General features: G+C 70.4%; 14 protein-coding genes. 8 read left to right on the top strand and 6 right to left on the bottom strand.

Annotated elements, in window-relative coordinates; genetic code table 11:
- Nucleotides 1-95: 95 nt before the first annotated feature.
- The gene (locus tag NHL51_RS02335) at nt 96-695 is read right to left on the bottom strand and encodes a TetR/AcrR family transcriptional regulator (protein WP_434141542.1); all 600 of its coding nucleotides are present in this window, start codon (nt 693-695) and stop codon (nt 96-98) included.
- Between NHL51_RS02335 and NHL51_RS02330 the strand changes: the two genes are divergently transcribed.
- The 6 genes from NHL51_RS02330 (at nt 622) to NHL51_RS02305 (ending at nt 5,920) form a co-directional block, all read left to right on the top strand.
- Complete coding sequence (locus NHL51_RS02330; RefSeq protein WP_434141541.1) at nt 622-1,650, top strand: alpha/beta fold hydrolase; 1,029 nt, start codon at nt 622-624, stop codon at nt 1,648-1,650. The genes NHL51_RS02335 and NHL51_RS02330 overlap by 74 nt on opposite strands.
- A gap of 6 nt (nt 1,651-1,656) precedes the next feature.
- A complete protein-coding gene (locus tag NHL51_RS02325) occupies nt 1,657-2,136 on the top strand; it encodes a hypothetical protein (protein ID WP_434141540.1) in 480 nt (159 codons plus the stop codon).
- Between the two features lie 179 nt (nt 2,137-2,315).
- Nucleotides 2,316-3,134, top strand: a complete 819-nt coding sequence (locus NHL51_RS02320; RefSeq protein WP_434141539.1) for a hypothetical protein — start codon at nt 2,316-2,318, stop codon at nt 3,132-3,134.
- Nucleotides 3,131-4,201: an NAD(P)/FAD-dependent oxidoreductase gene (locus NHL51_RS02315; protein ID WP_434141538.1), complete on the top strand. Its 1,071-nt coding sequence runs from the start codon at nt 3,131-3,133 to the stop codon at nt 4,199-4,201. The genes NHL51_RS02320 and NHL51_RS02315 overlap by 4 nt, the downstream gene beginning before the upstream one ends.
- Nucleotides 4,198-4,674, top strand: a complete 477-nt coding sequence (locus tag NHL51_RS02310; RefSeq protein WP_434141537.1) for a hypothetical protein — start codon at nt 4,198-4,200, stop codon at nt 4,672-4,674. The genes NHL51_RS02315 and NHL51_RS02310 overlap by 4 nt, the downstream gene beginning before the upstream one ends.
- Before the next feature lie 4 nt (nt 4,675-4,678).
- The gene (locus NHL51_RS02305) at nt 4,679-5,920 is read left to right on the top strand and encodes a HEAT repeat domain-containing protein (protein ID WP_434141536.1); all 1,242 of its coding nucleotides are present in this window, start codon (nt 4,679-4,681) and stop codon (nt 5,918-5,920) included.
- Nucleotides 5,921-6,022: 102 nt separating this feature from the next.
- On the opposite strand, the gene NHL51_RS02300 is transcribed toward NHL51_RS02305, so the two are convergent.
- The 5 genes from NHL51_RS02300 to NHL51_RS02280 form a co-directional block, all read right to left on the bottom strand.
- Nucleotides 6,023-7,276, bottom strand: coding sequence for a pyridoxal phosphate-dependent aminotransferase (locus tag NHL51_RS02300; protein WP_434141535.1), 1,254 nt, complete (start codon nt 7,274-7,276; stop codon nt 6,023-6,025).
- 9 nt (nt 7,277-7,285) lie between these two features.
- Entirely contained in the window at nt 7,286-11,035 is a 3,750-nt protein-coding gene (locus NHL51_RS02295; RefSeq protein WP_434141534.1) for a TM0106 family RecB-like putative nuclease, read from the bottom strand.
- A 100-nt stretch (nt 11,036-11,135) separates the two neighbouring features.
- Entirely contained in the window at nt 11,136-11,429 is a 294-nt protein-coding gene (locus tag NHL51_RS02290) for a transcriptional regulator (RefSeq protein ID WP_434141533.1), read from the bottom strand.
- Nucleotides 11,426-11,860 carry a hypothetical protein gene (locus NHL51_RS02285; protein ID WP_434141532.1) on the bottom strand — a complete coding sequence of 145 codons (435 nt, stop codon included), beginning with the start codon at nt 11,858-11,860 and terminating at the stop codon, nt 11,426-11,428. Before NHL51_RS02285 ends, NHL51_RS02290 begins: the two co-directional genes overlap by 4 nt.
- A 120-nt stretch (nt 11,861-11,980) precedes the next feature.
- Nucleotides 11,981-13,306 carry an ATP-binding protein gene (locus NHL51_RS02280; protein ID WP_434141531.1) on the bottom strand — a complete coding sequence of 442 codons (1,326 nt, stop codon included), beginning with the start codon at nt 13,304-13,306 and terminating at the stop codon, nt 11,981-11,983.
- 333 nt (nt 13,307-13,639) lie between these two features.
- Here NHL51_RS02280 and NHL51_RS02275 point away from each other — a divergent pair, with 333 nt between their 5' ends.
- Nucleotides 13,640-15,193, top strand: coding sequence for a DEAD/DEAH box helicase (locus tag NHL51_RS02275; RefSeq protein WP_434141530.1), 1,554 nt, complete (start codon nt 13,640-13,642; stop codon nt 15,191-15,193).
- Nucleotides 15,194-15,363: 170 nt separating this feature from the next.
- On the top strand, nt 15,364-16,587 hold the full coding sequence (locus tag NHL51_RS02270; protein ID WP_434141529.1) for an MFS transporter: 1,224 nt from the start codon (nt 15,364-15,366) through the stop codon (nt 16,585-16,587).

Genomic DNA, 16,587 nt, shown 5'->3' with positions numbered 1-16,587 from the left:
GGTTCCTCTTCCAAATGTCTTCTGCCGAAGGAATGCCCGTAACCCGGGCGAAATCCCAGATCCACGGAGGATCGCATACCGACGGGCGGTGACTCCTAGGATTCGGTCGCCGCGTTCGACGCCCCCGGCAGCATCGCTATGAGCACTTCTGCCGCATGCCCGGAATCGAAATCGGGGTCGTCGAGCTGCTCGGCGATGATGCCGTCGATGGCGCCGCCGATGATGATCGCGGTCGCGCGGGCATCACGAGCGTCTACCGCGTCTTGGCCCGCAGCCGTCTCGATGAGTGCCGCCAGCGGCTGCCAACGTTCTTTTCTGCTGTGAGGCCGCTCGTCGTGCAATACGGCCTCGGCGAAGATGCGGGTGTGCTGCGGGTGCTCGTGCAGATGATGCACCATGGCGCGGATGTACGCCGCGGGCTCATGCCCCGGAGCCGCTGCCTCGACGGCCGCTCCGACGTCGCGCGCGAGGGCGGCGACGACTTCGCCGTACGCGGCCTCGATCACGGCGGCCTTCGTGGGGAAGTAGTAAAGCACGGCTGCCTTGGTGATACCGGCGGCATCGGCGATGCTCTGCAGAGAAGTGCCCCGGTGGCCGCGTTCGGCGATCAGGTTCCGGGTGATGCCGATGAGCTGCGCGCGCCGAGCCTGCTCGGTGAAGGATTCACCGCGCCCTGCGATCTTCTGGGTTGCCATGCCTCCGATCCTAACCTATGGTGAGAACACTTACCAATGGTTAGGTCTCAAGATGAGAACAATCGACGACGCAGCGAAACTCCTCGGTCGCTGGGACTCCCCCCAGGGGCGGGCACGATACATGGACGCGTATGCACGTGCATTCGCGAGCCTGCCCCAGCCCGCTGAAACACTCGATATCCGCACCGATTTCGGCTCGGTCCGCTGCTACCGCTTCGCCGGCGCGGGCTCCGGCCCGCATCCTCTGCTCCTATTGCCCGGAAAATCATCCGGCACTCCCATCTGGGCGGACAACATGCCCTCGCTGCTCGAGCTGGGAGACGTCTACGCCGTGGATCTGCTGGGCGAACCGGGCATGAGCGTTCAAGATCGTCCGATCACCGACGCCGCGGACCAGGCGACGTGGCTCGCCCAGACGATGCAGGCGCTTCCCGAGGAAGCCTTCCACCTCGCCGGCATCTCCTTCGGCGGATGGAGCGCGGCGAACCTCGTGCTGCATGACGCGGGCAAGGTCGCCACGCTCACCCTCATCGATGCAGCGCTCACACTCGCGAACCTCCCGGTTCGGATGATCATGCATTCGTTACCTGCCACGGTGCGCTGGTTCCCGAAGTCGTGGCGCGACGGGTTCAACTCCTACATGGCGGGCGGTGCACCCGTGGCAGATCTTCCCGTGGCCGAGATGATCGAGGCGGGCATGAAGCACTTCATCCTACGGCTGCCGCAGCTGAAGCTGATCCCCGAAGCGGAGCTGCGCAGGATCACCGTACCGACGCTGGTGATCATCGGCGGCGACTCGGCGATCCATGACGCTCGGCAGGCTGCGGCGACTGCGCGACGGAGCTTCCCGAATGCCATCGTGCACGTCTACGAGGGAGCCTCGCACGCGGTGAACGGTGAACAGCCGGAGCGGATCGCGAACGACATCGCCGCACTGATCGGCGCGAACAGGTGAACGACGATGACGGCGATGCGCGGATCCCGGAACAGCTCGGCGCACACGGAGCTGCCGCTGTTGGATGAACACCGAACCGGTGCGGCGGCACCGCCGGCCGCCGTCTGGGCGAGCCTGCTCGCCTGTGTGGGCGGGTTCGACAACGGCGCCGCACGGGCCTATGCGAGCGCCGTCCGAGCTCGCCCCCGTTTCGCCGATGGTCGATTCCCAGAACAAGGGTCGGCAGTGCCGGGCTTCGCCGTCTCGCACATCGACCGCCCACGAGCCCTGGTGCTGTCGGGCCGCCATCTGCTCTCGGAATACGCCATGGTGATCCTGGTCGACGCGGACGTCGACGACCGGGTGACAGTGCGGATCCGCTCGCATGCAACGTTCGCCGGGCTTCAGGGCGCGCTATACCGGCTGGCCGTCTTCGGTACCGGCATGCACCGGATCCTGCTGAAGCGACTGCTCAGAACAATCGCCCGAGGAGTGATTCCATCATGAGGGACCAGCATGCGAACAGCGCTCCCCCGACTCACCCGTACCGGGGCGCGGCTGTCGGAGTAGCGGTCTGGGGGTCGGTGTATGCAACCCTCCAGCTCGCCCGTTTCACCGCCGTGCTCATCGCGCAGGATGACACGAAGCCGGACGCGGTCTCCTGGCTGCAGACCATCATCGGGCCGGTGCTCGGCATCACGGCTGCCGGGACGGTGATATCGCGCCGCAGATTCGGCAAGAGAAGCTGGCTGTGGATCCTGACAGGGGTCGCGGTCTTGTCGACGTGGGGGTTGCTGCAGGATCTGCTGATGATCGTCTCCGGGCAGCTTCCAGAAGATCTGTGGACGCTCGTTGCGCGTGCATTCTCCGCGGTCGGCGCCGTCCTGCTCACGATGTTCACGGCAAGGCGATTCCCAGCTCGAGGCCTCTCACTGTCGGCAGCGAACCCGTACACCGCCCGGATCGCAGCTGTCTTCGGAACGATCGCACTTCTTCCGTATGCGTGGATGAAGACGCTCTGGGCGACTGGCGGCTCATTCGCCGGACGGTCCGGGGAAGATGTCGCGCGCATTTCTGCGAGCAATGGAGCCTCGGATGTCTGGCTCCGTTTGCAACACCTCGGGCTGGATCCGACAGTGCTCTTCTCGTGCGCCGGCGCCCTGCTCTTGTGGATGCTCGTCCTGCCGTGGAGCCGAGTCATTCCTCGGTGGCTGCTGCTGGTCCCGTCGGCCGTCGGGGCAGGGACGCTCCTGCCCTACGGCCTCATCGGCATCGGCTACACCGCCCTCGTCTCCGCCGGTGTTCTCGCCATCCCCGCCGGAGACTTCCCCGCACCGCAAGACGCGCTGCTGGTGGCATGGATCGGAGTGACGGCCTTCGCCGGATTCGGCGCCGCCCTGACTGTCGCCGCCTGGGCGTTCTGGTCGAGAAGTACGCAGAATCCCCGTCGCCGGCCATCGCCCGATCGCACTCAGCACGACCATACTCAGGAGGTATCAACATGACCCGAGCACTCGTACTCGGAGCAGGATACGCAGGAGTCGTCGCTGCGAACAAGCTCGCCCGCAGAGGGTTCGACGTCACCATCGTCAACCCCGTTCCGCATTTCGTCGAACGGGTGAGACTCCATCGTGTCGCGGCGAACCACCGGCCGCATGCCCGGATCCCCATGGACCGAGTGCTGCACCATGAGATCAAGACGATCACCTCGACCGCGGATCGGATCGACGCGGACGACAACCTCGTCGTTCTGGCATCAGGAGAAGAGATCGACTTCGACTGGCTCATCGTAACCGTCGGCTCGGGTCACCGAAGAGACCATAGGCAGCGGCACAGTGTCGCCAACGAACACGCCGCGGCCCGGCTCTCCGACACGCTCGCCCGGCGCCCCTACGCCCCTGTCCGGGTGCTCGGAGCCGGGCTCACGGGAGTGGAGACCGCGGCCGCCCTGGCAACGGCAGGCCGCGACGTGACGCTGGCCTCTCGCACCGCCTGGCCTGAGGACGCCTATCACCGGGCGCAGCAACGACGCCTCGACAGGCTCGGGATCCCTCTCGTCTTCTCCGAGCGGGACGCGCCGAACCCCCCGGACGAGCTTCTCGTCGACTGCACCGGTCTGCAGACTCCGCCTCTCGCCGCATCTTCGGGGCTTCCGACCGATGACCGAGGACGTTTGGTCGTCACACCGACGCTGCAGGTCGCGAATCATCCGCGCATCATCGGTGCCGGGGATGCGATATGCGTCGCCGGCCCTGATGCGAGTCACCTGCGCATGTCGTGCGCGACCGCGCTGCCGATGGGCGCGCACGCCGCAGACGTCATCACTGCAGTCGAAGGCCTGCGAACGCCGCCGCCCTTCCAGCACGACTACATCATCCGTTGCATCGACCTCGGACGGTTCACGGGCCGGGTCCAGCTCGTCACCGGCCGCGATCGCCTGCGGCGATTCGCGCTCGCATCATGGCTCGGGGGCCTCGGAAAGGAACTGGTCATCCGCGGAACCATCACCACGATGCGCGCTGCGCGCGGGGTGCTCCACCGAGGCCGAGACCGCAGAAGGGAGAATCCATGACTCCGATGACGATTCGCATCCCGGCACTGGTGTCGGCCGGCTTCACCGCCCTCTACATCGTGGCGAAGGCGGACTTCGCCTTCGCCGGGAAGCTCGGCATCCACGGCGGCCCGCATGTCACCGCTGCAGAGACGCTCCAATACGCGAACGCGGCGCAGATCTCGCTCGCGCAATGGGCGAACGCAGGCGTCGGCGCTCTCATGTTGTGCGCTGTCCTCCTGCCGTTCCTCCCGGTGACCCAGCGGTGGCACCCGGTCGCGTTCGCTCCTCCCCTCGCCGTGCTCGGAGCAGCACTGGCCGCGTTGGGCGTCTTCACGGTCGCCGGAAGCATTCTCGAGGATCGCGGAGGGTGGCCCTTCGGCACCTTCTGCTTGCTATGGGGTCTCTCCGTGCTCCTCCTGGCCGTCGCGATCTGGAGATCTCGCAGCCCGCACTGTGGAGCAGAGCGATCACGCGAAGAGCAGGGAGCGTAGAACCATGTATGCCCAGCCGAATCGTTGGATCGTCGGCATGGCCTGGCTGATCCCGCTGACCGTGCTGCCTTCCGCCATCTGGCGGCTGCGAGTCATCGGCGAAGAGCCGGAGAACTGGTGGTACTTCGTCATCCTCTCCGCGGGTCCTTTGGCAGTCGCATTCCTCTCCGTAGGACTCGTGCGCCCATGGGGCGAGCGAATTCCGTCTCGCGTCCCGATCGTCGGCGGGCGCGAGCTCTCCTCACGGATCGTCACGAGGTTCGCTGTCGCAGGAGCGGTGATCGTCATGACCATCGCCGCCATCTACATCTACAACTACTTCACAGCGGCCTCTGCCAGACCGGATCTGCAGATCGTCGGTGAACCCGGAGGCGACCTGCGCCCGATCCGCGAACGCCCGCAGGCCGCCCAGATCACTGCAGCCTACGCCCCGATGCTCGCCTGGGGGCCCTTGCTCCTCGTCGTGGCTCGCAGCTATTCCCGGCGGAGAGCCTCGGCGCCCCGTCTCGTAGACTCCTCACCGCGACCAGCCTGTAGGAAGGGAACACAGGTTGTTACCATGACCCAGATGAAACAGAACGATGACCCGGCAGCACGGCTTCGGGCCGCGCTCGACGCACCGACGTCTTCGGGGCGTCTGCAGGCCGCGCTCACTGCCGGCACGAAACCGTCGCCCGACTACATCGACGTCCTCGTCGAGCGCTGCGCAGTCGAACCGGACTTCTACGTGCGCGACATGCTCACCTGGGCGTTGATCCGCCACGATCAGGCGGCGGTGCTCGATCGGGTGCTCCCGGAACTGCACTCCGAGGCCGCGCAGGCGCGGAGCCAGGCGCTCCACACGCTGTCGAAGATCGGAGCGCCGAGCACCTGGCCCGCGATCACCTCGGAGCTGCTGCGCGACAGCGACGACGAGGTGGCGCGCACGGCGTGGCGCACCGCCGCAGGGCTCGTACCCGACGGACGCGAAGCGGCGTTGGCCGAGGAGCTGTCATCGCAGTTCGCCCGGGGCGACCGCGAGGTGCAGCTGAGCCTGAGTCGCGCATTCGCGGCCCTCGGAGAAGCCGCGCTGCCGGTCGTCGGCCGTCTGCAGACTCACGCAGATCTGCAGGTGCGTACGCACGCCATCGCCACCGAGCGCATCATGACCGACCCGGAGATCGGGTTCGACGCGGCCGTCTACGAAGCGCAGCGGACCCTCGCGCTGCTCGCGGTGCCGGAGACCGAGTCGGAGCCGGAAGCATGAGCTGAGACCGGTCGGTCCCCACCTTCGGTAAGGAACTCCAGCATGCAGCCCGCTGAATCGCTGAGCGGTCCGGTCGGCGAATGCGCCGCGGCCCGCTCAGCGTCAACTGCGCTGGAAGCGGATGATGCGGTCGAGCGCCTCGGCGACCGCCGGCTCCCCCGCCGCGTACGACAGGCGCACGGCCCGATGCCCCTGCGCGGGGTCGAAGTCGACGCCGGGCACGAGGGCGACGTCGGCGGCTTCGAGCAGTGCCCGGGCGTACGACACCGAGTCGCCGTAGCGTTCGAGCAGCGCCTCGCCGAGCTCGGAGTAGTAGTAGAACGCGCCGTCCGATGGCGCGGCGACGCCCCACTCGAGCTGCGGTTCGGCCTCGAGGATGAGGGCGCGGGCCCGGGCGAAACCGGCGACGATCGCGTCGCGTTCGGCGTAGCTCTCGTCGCTGAAGGCGGTGAGGGCGAGCTCCTGCGCCGGGGCCGGCGGCGAGAGCGCGAAATTCGAAGCGAGCGCTTCGAACGGGGCGATGAGGTCTTCCGGCAGGATGGCCCAACCGAGTCGCCACCCGGTCATGCCCCAGTACTTCGAGAACGAGTTGATGACGATGGCGTCGGGGTCGAGCTCGAGCGCCGAGATGCCACGCCTATCGGCATCGCCCGTCTCGGGGAACGTGATGCCGTGGTAGATCTCGTCGCTGATGAGGCGCGTGCGGCCGCGGCGGCACCACGCGTCGAGCGCCTGCAGCTCAGTGCGGCTGAGCATGGTGCCGGTCGGGTTCGCGGGCGACGCGATGATGAGACCGGCGAGCGGTCCGCCCGCGGCGACGGCCGCGTCGAGCAGCTCGGGTGTCGGCTGGTAGCGGGTCTCGGGACCGGTCTGGATCTCGACGACGTCGACGCCGAGCGCCGTGAGGATGTTGCGGTAGGCGGGGTACCCGGGGCTCGCGAGCGCGACCCGGTCGCCCGGGTCGAAGGCGGCGAGGAAGACGAGCTGGAAGGCGCCCGATGAGCCGGTGGTGATGGCGACGCGGGCAGGGTCGACCTCGATGCCGTACCAGGCGCGGTAGTGCCCGGCGATGGCTTCGCGCAGCGGCGTCGTACCGAGCGGGCCCGTGTATCCGGCGGGGCGGATGGTGCCCGGGACGGGGCGGGCGCTCGGTTCGCCGGCGCAGAGCGAGACCACATCGTGGCCCGCGGCTCGGCGTTTCGCGATCTCATCGGTGATGCGCATGACCTCGAACGCGGGGATGCGCGAACGCTCCGACGCGGGCAGCGCCAGCGGCGCGTGCGCGGTCGCGGGTGCCTCGCGCGGCGGGAGCCGTCTGGACGGCGGAGTCTTGAACGGGCCTCGGGGTGTCACCATGCCTCCAGGCTATCCCGCCGACACGGCCTGCTCGGCCGGTTCGGCCCGTTCGGCCCGTTCGAGCAGGCGGAGGTACCCCGAGAGCGCCGCGACGCCCTCGGCCGAGCTCGGCAGGCCGTCGCCCAGCCGGGTCGACGAGACGAGGTGCGCCGCCCACTGCGCGCGGCTGATCGCGACGTTCAAGCGGTTGCGCATGAGCAGGAACTCGACGCCCCGCGGAATATCGTCGGCGCTCGACGCGGCGAGGCTGACGATCGCGATGACGGCCTCCTGGCCCTGGAATTTATCGACGGTGCCGACGCGCACGCCGGGCAGGCCTGCCTCGGCGAGCGCCTCCGCGATCAGCCCGACCTGCGCGTTGTAGGCCGCGACGACGATGACGTCGCGTTCGTCGAGCCGGCGTTCGGGCGCACCCCTCGCGCGCAGTGCTCCCCGCAGCATGTCGTGCGCGATGCGCGCGACGGCGCTGGCCTCCTCGTTCGAGGCCGTCGCATTGCCCGAATGCCGCACCGGATGCCAGTGCAGCCCCGCGGCACCCACGCCGACCGCCTCGCGCTGCGACGCCGCAGGGTGGGCGTGCAGGCGCCCGTCGTAGGCGAGCTCGGAGACGATGCCGGCGAGCTCGGGCCGCATGCGCCGGGTCTCGGCGAGGAAGTAGCCGAGCTCGGCGGGCATGGTCTCGTGCGCACCGAGCAGCCAGCCGAGCGCCGAGGAGTCGACGGGCTCGGGGTGCGACCCCTGCGACACCTGGGGCAGCTGCTGCGGGTCGCCGAGCAGCAGCAGCCGCTCGGCCGCGACGGATGCGGCGATGGTCGGGGCGAGCGAGAACTGCCCGGCCTCGTCGACGACGAGGAGGTCGAGGCTGCGGCGCCCGAAGCGGGTCTCGTTGCTGAAGTCCCAGGCCGTACCGCCGATCACGCAGCCGCGCCCGGCGTCGCGGTGCCCCTCGGCGAAGGCGCGGTGCCGGTTCGGCTGCAGCACCGTGTACGGCGGCCTCGGGTCGTCATCGGAGAGCCTGCCGCCCTGCGGCACCTTGCCGACGAGGCCGGGCGCGAGGCCCGTGCCGACCACGGCGTCGAGCACGTTCTCGACGACGCGGTGCGACTGGGCGACGACGCCGATGCGCCAGCCGTGGTCGGCGACGAGCCGCGCGATCACGTGCGCGGCGAGATAGGTCTTGCCGGTGCCGGGCGGGCCCTGCACCGCGAGCGTGCTGCGGTCGAGTCGGCGCAGGCTCTCGACGACGGCTCCGATGGTGCGCGCCTCGGGGTCGCCGCCCCCGGCGGCGAGCGCCTCCTCCGATTCGGGGCGCACGAGCCCGGCCCCGGCGCCGGCCCGCACCCGCGGCGTCTCGCGCAGCACGAGGTCGACGACGGGGTCGCGGGGGAACTCGCCGCGGTCGAGCGCCTCCGAGAGATGGGCGCCCCACTCCTCGATCGCGCCCTTCTGCGCGCCGGCCCGCGGCGGCGGGCCGGGCACCAGCGCGACCGGCAGCTCGCGGTACTGCGCTGCGCCTCCGATCATCTCCTCGACGATGACGAGCGTCTCGCGGGCATCGTCACCGGAGCCTGCGTCTGACGGGGCCGGGGCCCCGTCGATGATCTTCACCTGTTTCGCTCCGCGGGCTCCGGGGGCGGCGCCCGGTTGCGGGAAGGGCGCCGGGTGCTCGTAGAGCAGGAACGCGTCGCTGCCCGCGCGCAGGCCGCTGCCGGGGGCGAGCGCCCCGCGGAGCTCGAGGCGGCGTCGCTCGGCCCGGGCGCGCGGCGGCACGAACCAGTCCTCGCCCACCCGGCTGCGGGCGGAGTCGACGACGAGCACGTCTCGGGTGTCGGCCCAGTCGTCGATGGGGTCGACGAGTCTCGCGAAGTGCTCCCACCAGAACGACTTCTGCTCGCGCTGGTGGTAGTCGATGGCGCTGCCGGCGAGCGCGATCGCGGAGCGCTCGGGGCCGGGGCCCCAGGCGTCGGCGTGCACGGCGAGGCGTGCGGCGACGGGGCTGAGTTCGAGGGGAGGCTGCGCGGCGTCGTCCGCGGACGCCGCCGGGAACGGTGCGATGCCGTGCTCGTCGGCGAGGCCGAGCAGCCAGTCGCGCAGCCTGAGCGTCGAGACGCAGTCGTAGCGGTTGTAGTCGGCGATGTCGTCGAGGCGCCGCTGCCCCGCGGCACGCGCGGCGGGGTCGTCCGAGGCCAGCTGCTCGACGGCCTCGGCGTACTCGGTCACCGATTGCGCGGCGTTGGTGACGCCCGCCTCGTCGCGCAGCTCCGCGCCCATGTAGAGCGGTTCGAGCTTCTTGATGGAGTACGAGCGCGAGCCGACGGTGAGCGCGCGGCGCGCGATCGGGTAGAGGTCGACCAGCACGTGCTCGCGCAGCAGCTCGTCGACTTCGGCCTCGCAGACCCCGTGGCGGGCGGCGAGGCTCAGCAGGTGGGTGCGCTCGTAGGCGGCGTAGTGGTAGATGCGCATGCCGGGGTGCGCGCGGCGGCGCGCCGCGACGTACGCGATGAACGCGATGAGGGCCTCGCGCTCGGCGACGAGATCGTGCGCCCAGAGCGCCGAGAACTCGCCGGCACGGTCGACCCAGCCGAAGAGGTAGTCGATGCCCCACCGCGCCGACCCGTCGGGGCCGGGCTCGCGGTACATGGGGTCTCCTTCGAAGTCGAAGAAGATGTCGCCGTCATCGGGGGCAGGGATCGCCGCGAGCGGTGCCGGGTCGGTGACGCGGAAGGGCGGCGCCTCCCCCGGTACCGCGCCGATCTGGGCCGCGGCCTGCCGGGCAAGGCGTGCGAGCGCCTGCGCGGTGATGCCGGCGATCTCCGGGCCGCCGTCGCCCGGTACGAGCCGTGCGAGTTCGGCGACGCGGTCGATCGTGCCGACGCCGGCCGCGACGAGCGCGTCGCGCTGCGCGGCGCGGATGCCGGCGATGAGCAGCGGGTCTCGGGTGCGCACGATCTCGGGTTCGCAGACCTCGCAGCGGCCGCAGGCGGCGATGCCGGGCGCGCCCCACGCGATCGCCGCGGCCGTCTCGCGCGCCCCGTCGGGGCCGGTGGCGGCGGCGCGGTCGAGCAGGATGCGGTGGAGCCGTTCGCGGCGGGCGCGGAAGACGGGAGCGATGTCGGCGATGCGGTGCCGGGAGTGCGCGCCGTCGCCGAGGATGAGCACGGCCTCGTCGCGCACGGGGATGCCGATGCGCTCGAGCTGCTCGGCGTAGGCGGCGAGCTGCATCAGCGCGGTCACCTTCGCGCGGCGCGCGAGCTTCGTATCCTGCACCTCGTAGGCGCCGTCGCCCGTGTGCGCGAGGAAGTCGGCGAAACCGATGAAGCCGATCTCGAGCTCGCCCGCACCGCCTGCGCCTTCCGAGCCCGGGTCGCCCGCAGCGCGCTGCGCGGGGTCGAAGAAGGTCGCCTGGAAGACGAGATCGGCCCGCCCGGCGAGCGCCCGCACGGTCGATTCGGCGACGGCGACGAGGTCGGCCTCGTGCATGGAGTCGGGCCGCGGGATCTCGACGACCCCGCCCGGCTCCCCCGCCGATCCCTGGCCGAAGCGCCGCCGGTAGTCCTGGAGCGTGCGCTCTTCGTGCGCGTCGCCCAGCCGGCCCGCACGGGCGAGCATCGGGTCGTCGTCGGGCGGCACTTCGATGTCGCGGCCGAGCCTCGCGTCGACGCGGCGCAGAAACGCGAACTCGCAGGCGCTCGCCGCCGTCAGGTCGCTCGCGCTGGTGACCAGGCGCTGGCCGCCCTCGCTGCGCTGCTGCACGAACATGCCGTCTCCTTCCGCCTGCCGGGCCGACCCCGGCGTCGCTCATGAAGCTATCGGATGCCGCCGACAACGGGCCGGGGCCGTGCCCTCCCGAAAGCGCGGCTCACTCGCCGGTGATCCTGCGCAGGGCGTCGACATGCCCCGCGAGCGCTTCGCGCCCCGCATCGGTGAGCGCCAGCCAGGTCTTGCCGTAGCGGCCGCTGCTGCGCTTGTCGATCGTCAGGTAGCCGGCGGCCTGCAGCCGGGTGATCTGGCGCGACAGCTCGGCGTCGTTCGTCTCGATCGCATCGCGCACGCTGCCGAAGTCGGCTTCGCCGACCCGCGAGAGCGCAGCCGCGATCGAGAGCCTGAGCGGCGCGAGCAGCTCCTTGTCGAGCGCGCTGCGCGGGTGGTTCATCGCGCGTCCCGGGCGGTCGCGGCGAACCAGAGGCCGGGCAGGGCGCTGACGACGGCCGCCGGAATCCAGAACGCGGGCACGAGCGGGAAGACGAAGCCGCCGACGATCATGCCGGCCGCGTAGACGACGCCCCAGACGAGGATGGCGATGAGGTAGCGGCGGGCGAACTTCGAGACGCGGGCCTTGGCGCGCACGCCGACGATCTGCACCGGGATCATCGCCGCGATGAGCAGCACGACGCCGGCGACGAGGGCGCCGGGCTGCCCGCCCATGCCGACGAGCCCCATGATGAGCATCGCTCCCGCACTGCCGATGCCGAAGGCCGCCATCGCGACGCGCATCGCCGTGAGGTCGCGGCGCATGTTCGCGGCGAGCAGGTCGGTCTTCGCGAGCGCGGCGGCCGCTTCCTCGCGGGTGATCTCGGTGTTCATGATGCAATCCCTTTCGCAGTTCGGATAGTAGTTGCAAGAATAGTTACCACTTGGCAAGTGTGCAAGTGGTTGCACGAACTTTCCGCTCTGGGCCCATGGCCGCCAGGGATCGCCCCGCGCTCAGAGCCGCGCGAGCTCCTCGATGTCTTCGAGGAACAGGGACTGCTGCTCGTCCGATACCGTCGCACGGGTGACCGAGAGCGCGGCGAGGTAGTCACCCGTCGTGAGGTCGGCCCCGGGCTCGCCGGCGCCCGGGCCCGCGGCCGCCCCCTCGCCGTCGTCGCTGCCCGTGCCGCCGCCCGAGCGCAGCGCCCGCGCCAGCGCCTCCTGCGACGCCCGTCGAGCGGCGTACTCGATATCGGCCGGGGTGAGCCCCGCGCTGCGCTCGACGAGCGCAGCGAAGTCGATCTCGCCCGCGATCGCCTGCGGCACGTACCGGCGCCAGATCGCGCCGCGCGCCTCGTCGTCGGGCAGGCCGATCGGCAGCACGTAGTCGAAGCGGCCGTGCCGCAGGAACGCGGCGTCGAGCGCGCGCACGAAGTTGGTCGCGCAGATCAGCAGCATGCCCTCGCGGCTGCGGAAGTCGGCGACGATCTTCAGCAGCTCGTTCGTGACGCCCTGCGTCGGCGTCGGCGGGTCGCTGCGGCGCGACGCGATCTCCTCCACCTCGTCGATGAACACGACGCCGTGCTCGAGCTCGTCGATCTGCTCGAAAGTGCTGCGCAGCGACGACGCCATACTGCTCATGCCGTCGCCCAGGCGCGACGGGAACACCTCGACGAACGGCCATTCGAGCCGCGAGGCGACCGCCTTCGCGAACGTCGTCTTACCGGTACCGGGCGGGCCGAAGAGCATCACCGCCCGGGGCGGCACGACACCGTAGCGATCGGCGAGATCGGGCTGCGCGAGGGGAGCCACCAGACGCTCCTCGAGCAGCTGCTTCTCGTGCCGCATACCCGCGACATTGCCCCAGAGGTGGCGCGGCAGAATGCGGCCGCCGACCTCCTTGAGCAGTTCGAGCTCGCGCCGCTGCACGGGCATCTGCCGTTCGAGGAAGCGCAGATCCGAGCGCACGCGGAACCCGTTCGACGTCAGCATGTCGAGGCGACTGCCCTCGGGCATCAGCACCGACAGCGTCGACAGCCCGAGGGGCGCCATCTTGCGCTCGAGCGCGTCGAGCAGCGCGCCCGATACGTTCTCGGAGCGCGCATCCTCCGATGCCCGGAAGAACACGACCCACCCCTGGGCGTGCGCCGCTCGACCGACCGCGGCGGCGACCACGATCTCGTCGCGCACGGCGACGACGGCGTGATCCTCGCGGCACGAGGCGGTCACCTCGGCGAGCGAGTACACGGGCTGCTCGTCGGAGGCCTGCGCCTCCCACCACAGCCGGACGACGGCGTCGAGGTCGTCGTCATGGAATTCTCGGATCGTGATGCGTGCCATGGCTCGATCATGCCAGGCGACCGCCCCGTACCGGGCGGAATCGTGCAGATCCTTCCGCGAAGTTCGGCACTTCTTCCGCACTGGTGAAATCGCACGGTAGACTGGTGCGCACGGGCCGATCCGATATCGGCCCCATCGTCGCTGATCTTCATGCATACCGGGCCGTTCGACAGGCCCGAGCCGAGGCCCCAGGCCCCGAGACTTTCCGCGGCGAACGGTGCGCGCGGCCCCGCGCTGCACCCGCCGAACCGCAGCGACGCACGACCGCGCCGCCCGATCCCTGCCGGGAGCACGGGCCCGCGCGCGCCGCGCTGCTCAGCCAGAAAGGTCCCCGTGACCGAACAGACCACTCCCGCCCCGTCGTTCCGCGACCTCGGCGTACCCGAAGCCATCGCGCACGCCCTCGAGAAGAACGGCAAGGAGACCGCCTTCCCGATCCAGCGCGACACCCTCGCCGACACCCTCGCCGGCCGCGACGTGCTCGGCCGCGGCCGCACCGGCTCGGGCAAGACCATCGCCTTCGGCATCCCCCTCGTCGCGAACCTCGCGAGCGACGCGCAGGACGCGGCGAGGAAGCGCCGACCGAACCGCCCGCGCGCCATCGTGCTCGCCCCCACCCGCGAGCTCGTCACCCAGATCGCCGAGACCGTGAAAATGCTCGCCGACCCGATCGGCGTCAAGGTCACCACCATTTTCGGCGGCATCCCGCAGCGCCGCCAGGAGGCCGCCCTCGAAGCCGGAGTCGACATCGTCGTCGCCGCTCCCGGTCGGCTCGACGATCTCATGCGCCAGGGCGTCGTCAGCCTCGACGGTGTCGAGATCACGGTGCTCGACGAGGCCGACCACATGGCCGATATGGGCTTCCTGCCCGTCGTCACGCGCATCATGAACAAGACCCCGAAGCACGGCCAGCGCCTGCTCTTCTCGGCGACCCTCGACAACGGGGTCGACAACATCGTGAAGAAGTACCTGCACGATCCGATCCTGCACTCGGTCGACGCCGCCGAGTCGCCCGTGCCGCAGCTCACGCACCACGTCTTCGAGATCGCGGGCAAAGATCAGAAGGACGCCCTCATCGAGGCCCTCGCCTCGGGCACGGCTCGCCGCATCTTCTTCACCCGCATGAAGCACCAGGCGAAGAAGCTCGCGAAGCAGCTCACCGCCCGCGGCATCCCCGCGGTCGAGCTGCAGGGCAACCTGTCGCAGAACGCACGCGACCGCAACCTCGCCGAGTTCGTCTCGGGCGAGGCGAAGGTGCTCGTCGCAACCGACGTCGCCGCCCGCGGCGTGCACGTCGACGGCGTCGAGCTCGTCGTGCACATCGACCCGCCGGTCGAGCACAAGGCCTACCTGCACCGTTCGGGCCGCACCGCCCGCGCCGGCAACGAGGGCGACGTGGTCACGCTCGTGCTGCCCGAGCAGCGCGGCGAGATGCGCCAGATCATGCGCGCCGCGAAGATCCGCGTGACCCCGCAGCAGGTCAACCCGATGGCCGCGCAGATCGCCCCCGAGGTGCTCGCGCTCATCGGCGAAGTCGCGCCGCGCGTCGACCCCCGGGAGACCGAGCGCAAGCGTGCCGCGGCCCAGGTCGCGCAGCAGCGCGCCGCCGGGCACGCCCCCGCGGGCGAGGGCAAGTCGCAGGGCGCCAACGCCAAGCGCAAGCGCTCGCGCGGCGGGCGCGGGCGCAGCGGTGGCGGCGCCGGCCAGAGCATCAGCGGTCAGGGCGGTTCGCAGGGCGGCCAGAACGCCGGCCAGGGCCGGCAGGAGCAGAATCGACAGGGATCCCAGCAGCCCCGCACGCAGGGTCAGCCGGGCAGCGGCCGCCGTCGCACGGGCGGTCGCGGCCGCGCCACGGGCGGCGGCACGGTCTACTCCACCAACAGCTGACACGTCCTCGACGAGCCCCGCACCCCGATCGCCTCGGGGTGCGGGGCTCGTCCTGTTTCCGCTCGTCGCGTCTCCATTCGTCGTATCTCCACCCCCTCGGCCGAAATCTTGTGACGGAATGAGTGCTCGAACCACTGTTTTCGCGCGCATTTCGCACCTATACTCGATCGGTGGGCATCTATCGTGATCTGGGGCGCAACCCCGGCGTCTTCCGTATCGTTCTCTCGCAGGTCTTCGCGAGGTTCCCGTTCGGCATGCTCTCGATCATTCTGCTGCTGCACATCCAGAACGCCTACGGCGACTACACCTCGGCCGGTATCGTGCTCGCGGCGCAGAGCGCGGGCCAGGCGGTATCGGGCCCGCTGAGCAGCAGGTTCATGGGCCGCTGGGGCATGCGCCCGGTGCTCACCGTCACCTCGATCGTGTGCGCGGCGCTGCTCATCACGGTCGCCGTCGTGCACCTGCCGCTCCCCGTCGTCGCCGTCATCGCGGTGTTCGTCGGCCTCGCCACTCCCCCGGTCACGCCGGCAGTGCGCACGATCTACCCGAAGCTCGTGCCCGCCACGCAGCTGTCGGCTCTGTACTCGCTCGACGCGGCGGCGCAGGAGATCATCTGGGTCGCCGGCCCCGTCATCGCGGTCTTCGTGTCGTCGCAGTTCGGCACGACCGTCGGACTGTGCGTCGCGGCCGGCTTCATGCTGGTCGGCGGCGCCTGGTTCATCGTGAGCCCTGCCCTGGGCGCCGTGCGGCTCGCCCGCCCGAAGCGCGGCTTCGGCGCGGTACTGCGCCACCCGACCGTCGTCATCACCACCGTCGTCGGCTTCTTCATGGTCGCGTCGTTCGCGTCGCTCGAGGCCGGCGTCGTCGCGGCCTTCGCGGGCCCCGGCCAGGGGCACGGCGATATCCGTTCGGGCATCGTGCTCGCTCTCTTCGCGGGCGGTTCGCTCGTCGGCGGTCTGCTTTTCGGGCACCGCGAGATGCGCCCCTGGTCGCTCGCGCTGCGCCTCTTCGTCGTGCTCGTCGGCATCGCCGCCTGCCTCGTCATGCTCGACATGTGGTGGCTGAGCGTCATGCTGTTCATCGGCGGCCTCGGCACGGCGCCCGCATTCGCCGCGATCTCGAGCATCATCGCGGTCTCCATCAAGTTCTCGGAGACGGCCGAGGCGTTCGGCTGGATCGGCACCGGCCAGCTCGTCGGCGTCGCCTCCGGTTCGGCGCTCGCGGGTATCGCCATCGACGCCTCGGGTGCGCACGGCGCGCTGCTCGTGTCGAGCGGGCTGCTGCTCGCAGGCCTCATCTGCTCGGTGGCGACGCTCCGCTGGATCCCCGATCTGCGCGGCCGCAGCATCGAGGCGCCTCCCGAGACGGGCACCGTCACCCTCCCGCTGCCGTAG

The sequence above is a fragment of the Leucobacter sp. gxy201 genome (assembly GCF_051043335.1).
Classification (GTDB): domain Bacteria; phylum Actinomycetota; class Actinomycetes; order Actinomycetales; family Microbacteriaceae; genus Leucobacter.
This window is presented reverse-complemented; position numbering and strand designations above follow the sequence as displayed.

Excerpts from the sequence above, each read along its gene's own strand:
- NHL51_RS02330 (WP_434141541.1), top strand. The coding sequence starts at position 622 with ATGCCGATGAGCTGCGCGCGCCGAGCCTGCTCGGTGAAGGATTCACCG.
- NHL51_RS02335 (WP_434141542.1), bottom strand. The coding sequence starts at position 695 with ATGGCAACCCAGAAGATCGCAGGGCGCGGTGAATCCTTCACCGAGCAG.
- NHL51_RS02325 (WP_434141540.1), top strand. The coding sequence starts at position 1,657 with ATGACGGCGATGCGCGGATCCCGGAACAGCTCGGCGCACACGGAGCTG.
- NHL51_RS02315 (WP_434141538.1), top strand. The coding sequence starts at position 3,131 with ATGACCCGAGCACTCGTACTCGGAGCAGGATACGCAGGAGTCGTCGCT.
- NHL51_RS02310 (WP_434141537.1), top strand. The coding sequence starts at position 4,198 with ATGACTCCGATGACGATTCGCATCCCGGCACTGGTGTCGGCCGGCTTC.
- NHL51_RS02305 (WP_434141536.1), top strand. The coding sequence starts at position 4,679 with ATGTATGCCCAGCCGAATCGTTGGATCGTCGGCATGGCCTGGCTGATC.
- NHL51_RS02300 (WP_434141535.1), bottom strand. The coding sequence starts at position 7,276 with ATGGTGACACCCCGAGGCCCGTTCAAGACTCCGCCGTCCAGACGGCTC.
- NHL51_RS02295 (WP_434141534.1), bottom strand. The coding sequence starts at position 11,035 with ATGTTCGTGCAGCAGCGCAGCGAGGGCGGCCAGCGCCTGGTCACCAGC.
- NHL51_RS02290 (WP_434141533.1), bottom strand. The coding sequence starts at position 11,429 with ATGAACCACCCGCGCAGCGCGCTCGACAAGGAGCTGCTCGCGCCGCTC.
- NHL51_RS02285 (WP_434141532.1), bottom strand. The coding sequence starts at position 11,860 with ATGAACACCGAGATCACCCGCGAGGAAGCGGCCGCCGCGCTCGCGAAG.
- NHL51_RS02280 (WP_434141531.1), bottom strand. The coding sequence starts at position 13,306 with ATGGCACGCATCACGATCCGAGAATTCCATGACGACGACCTCGACGCC.